The organism is Streptomyces phytophilus (assembly GCF_013870535.1).
GTDB lineage: Bacteria > Actinomycetota > Actinomycetes > Streptomycetales > Streptomycetaceae > Streptomyces > Streptomyces phytophilus.
This window is the reverse complement of record NZ_JACBXC010000598.1, coordinates 1-3645: the sequence shown is the minus strand read 5'-3', so window position 1 is coordinate 3645 and position 3645 is coordinate 1. Positions and strand designations below refer to the sequence as shown.

Genomic DNA, 3645 nt, shown 5'->3' with positions numbered 1-3645 from the left:
CCGAGCCGCCGGGCCGGGCGGGGGCCGCAGCCGTACGGCGGCCGGGCGGTGCGGTGGGCGAGCAATGCGCAGGCTGAACGGCCGCTCCGGTGCTGCGGCGCCGGCGGCGGTGTGTCGGTACGTCCGGCTCCCGCGGAGCGGATCCGCGCGTGCCGAGCCCGGGCACGTCGCGCCACACGTCCGTCCCGCGCGGGATGCCCCCAAGTCCGTTCCCCCCTCCGCCGAGCGGGGGCGTCAGCCGAAGTGTGCTGCTCCGCCCGTCTGGCCGCGGGCGGCGCGTACCGCTTCGAGGAAGTCGCCCGCCGCCTTCTCGCCCGACTCCTCGTTCCGGCCCCGTTCGCCCGTCAGCGTCAGGACGTACTGCCTGCCGTTGACCGACGCCACCGCGCGGTCGCCGCGGCCGAACCACGGCCGGGCCGCGCGCACCTCCTGCACCGGGGCGCTGTCGATCTGGGTGCCGTAGCTGGTGAGCAACTCCAGCCGGCCGTCCTTGATATGCACCTGTCCCGCCCGGGTGAGCGAGCGCAACCAGCGCCCTATCCGCACCCCGCGAGCCGTGTACTCCGTCTCCGCCACGCCGACCCTCCTCGGCTCCCCCACAGCGCTCCCCCTGGAGCGATGAGCGCGCATGGGCGGTACCACCCGCGTCGGCGGGCGGTACCAGCACTCCTGCCAGTGTGCCCACGACCGGCCGAGGTGGCCAGAGGCCCCGCATATGATCGGGGCGTGAGCGCCAGCGCACCACCCCCGGCCGCCGCCCCCGGCGGCGCCCTCCCCACCCTCGACGTCGACCGCAGCGACCCGGCCGCGCGCGCCTGGCTGCAGGAGGCCGTCCGGAAGGTGCAGGCCGACGCCAACCGCACCGCCGACACCCATCTGCTCCGCTTCCCGCTGCCCGAGCGCTGGGGCATCGACCTGTATCTCAAGGACGAGTCCACGCATCCCACCGGCAGCCTCAAGCACCGCCTGGCGCGCTCGCTCTTCCTCTACGGCCTTTGCAACGGCTGGATCCGCCGCGGCAAGCCCGTGATCGAGGCGTCCTCCGGTTCCACCGCCGTCTCCGAGGCGTACTTCGCCGACCTCATCGGCGTGCCCTTCATCGCGGTGATGCCGCGCACCACCAGCAGCGAGAAGACCCGCCTCATCGAGTTCCACGGCGGCACCTGCCACCTGGTGGACGACCCGCGGACGGTGTACGAGGAGTCCGCCCGGCTGGCCGAGGAGACCGGCGGCCACTACATGGACCAGTTCACCTACGCCGAGCGGGCGACCGACTGGCGCGGCAACAACAACATCGCCGAGTCGATCTACACCCAGCTGCGCCTGGAGCGCTTCCCCGAGCCCGCCTGGATCGTCGCCACCGCCGGTACCGGCGGCACGTCGGCCACCATCGCCCGCTACGTGCGCTACCTCCAGTACGACACCCGCGTCTGCGTCGCCGACCCTGAGAACTCCTGCTTCTTCGCCGGCTGGGAGAGCGGCGACCCGGACGTCACCGTGGACCGTGGCTCACGCATCGAGGGCATCGGCCGCCCCCGCATGGAGCCCAGCTTCCTGCCCGCCGCCATCGACCGGATGATGAAGGTCCCCGACGCGGCCTCCGTCGCGGCGGTACGCGCACTGGAGCGGGCCATCGGCCGCCGCGCGGGCGGCTCGACGGGCACCGGGCTGTGGAGCGCGCTGAAGATCGTCGGGGAGATGGTCGCCGAGGGCCGGGGCGGCAGCGTCGTCACGCTGATCTGCGATCCGGGCGACCGCTACCTCGACAAGTACTACTCCGACGACTGGCTCGCCGGGCAGGGCCTCGACATCGGCCCGTACGCCGTGCACCTCGACGCCTTCCTCGCCACCGGCCGCTGGTCCTGCTGACGGCCGCCGTCCCCGTCGGCGGCGGGCGCCGACTGCGCCGACGGCCCGGCCGCCCGGCTCCGTTCAGCCGTCCGCCGGCTCCTGCGGCTCGCCCGCGACCACGACCTCCGGCAGGTGCTCCGCCATCTCCGCGCGCGCCTCCGGGCGCACCCCCGGGTCCGTGACCAGCGCGTCGACCGCGTCCAGCGAGGCGAACGAACTCAGGCCCACCGTGCCCCACTTGGTGTGGTCCGCGACCACCACGACCCGCCGGGCCGCCCGCACCAGATGCCGGTTCGTCTCCGCCTCGGCCAGGTTCGGCGTCGAGAGGCCGGCCTGCACCGATATGCCGTGCACGCCGATGAACAGCACGTCGAAGTGGAGCGTGCGGATCGCCTGGTCCGTCACCGGGCCGACCAGCGAGTCCGACGGCGTACGCACCCCGCCGGTCAGCACCACCGTCGCGCCGCGCGCCCCCGGCTGCTGCGCCGCGTAGAACACGTCGGCGACGCGTACCGAGTTGGTGACGACCGTCAGGTCCGGCACCTCCACCAGCTGCCGCGCCAGGGCGAACGTCGTCGTCCCGCCGGAGAGCGCGATGGCCGCGCCCGGCGCCACCATCTGCGCCGCCGCGCGGGCGATCTCCTCCTTCGCACCCGTCTCCCGGGACGACTTAGCCTCGAAGCCGGGTTCGTGCGTGCTCGCCTCGGCCAGCGGGACCGCGCCGCCGTGCACCTTCTCCACGACGCCCTGGCGCGCGAGCGCGTCGAGGTCGCGCCTGATGGTCATGTCCGAGACGTTCAGCCGGCGCGTCAGCTCGTTCACCCGCACCCCGCCGCGGCGCCGCACCTCGTCCAGGATGAGGGCCCGGCGCTGCTCGGCGAGCAGGTTCTGATTGTCGCTCACGCCGTTCGCCCTTCGTCCCGGGGTCGCCTGTCCGGGTCATCCTCCCATGCGGGTACGACACGTGGCCGCGGGTGTTCGGCCACCGGGGGACGCCCGCGTCACGATTCTGCGTCGCCTCCCGCGCGGGAAGCTGCACCGGACGGCCGATCCCGGGATGCTGGTCACTCGGCACTGACCGCAGGACGGCACGGGGGGCGAGAGGGCATGCAGCCGGAAGCGCTGAGCGCCAAGGGGCGCGCACCGCTGGGCACGACGGACGGAGCGGCCGGCAAGGACCGCGGGGCGCCGCAGCCGGCGCTGGAGTTGCTGGTCCACGGGGTGGGCGGGGCCACCCCGGAGGAGATGCTCGGGGATCCGCGCACGGAGCTGGTGACCGGCGACCGCACGGCCGGCATCCACCGCCGCAGGGACGACGTCCGGGCGGAGGAGGCCGCGGCGGAGGCGGCGGAGGCGGCGGAGGCGGTAGGGGCGGCAGAGGGGGAGGAGCGCGGGGAAGGCGGCGGATCCCGTACGGAGCCGGTGCAGGAGGCGTACTGCTGGTCGAACCTCACCTCGGGCAACGGCGCCCGTGCGCTGTGGCTCGTCCTGCTCCCGTTCATGATTGCCAACCTCGCGCACTGGATGCGCCCCGCGGCCCCCTCCGGGCACCCCGCCCACCGGGCGTACGACGTGCTGGTGCGGATCTTCGCGCTCACCCTCACCGTGCAGCTCGTGCTGGCCGCCGGCGAGGTGACCCTCGACCTGCTGGCCTGGCAGTGCGCGGGCAGCGCGCACTGCACCGCCGACAAGTCGTGGCTCGGCTTCATGTCCGCCGGCGACGGCGGCTGGTTCGGGGCGCCCGGCCGGCGCCTCGCGCTGGGCGCGCTGGTGCCCGTGCTGCTGACCGCCCTG

Annotated in this window: 3 protein-coding genes and 1 pseudogene; 2 read left to right on the top strand and 2 right to left on the bottom strand. The window is 74.4% G+C overall.

Going from position 1 to position 3645, the window contains the following annotated elements:
• Positions 1 to 234 precede the first annotated feature (234 nt).
• Positions 235 to 576, bottom strand: a complete 342-nt coding sequence (locus H5J30_RS21985) for a hypothetical protein (protein ID WP_181789111.1) — start codon at positions 574 to 576, stop codon at positions 235 to 237.
• Positions 577 to 726: 150 nt separating this feature from the next.
• Between H5J30_RS21985 and cds1 the strand changes: the two genes are divergently transcribed.
• On the top strand, positions 727 to 1869 hold the full coding sequence (gene cds1 / locus H5J30_RS21980; RefSeq protein ID WP_181789110.1) for an L-cysteine desulfhydrase Cds1: 1143 nt from the start codon (positions 727 to 729) through the stop codon (positions 1867 to 1869).
• Positions 1870 to 1932: 63 nt separating this feature from the next.
• Here cds1 and H5J30_RS21975 read toward each other — a convergent pair whose 3' ends face one another.
• Complete coding sequence (locus tag H5J30_RS21975; protein WP_181789109.1) at positions 1933 to 2754, bottom strand: DeoR/GlpR family DNA-binding transcription regulator; 822 nt, start codon at positions 2752 to 2754, stop codon at positions 1933 to 1935.
• Positions 2755 to 2958: 204 nt separating this feature from the next.
• On the opposite strand from H5J30_RS21975, the pseudogene H5J30_RS21970 reads away from it, so the two are divergent.
• Positions 2959 to 3645, top strand: a pseudogene (locus tag H5J30_RS21970) (hypothetical protein); the annotation flags it as partial.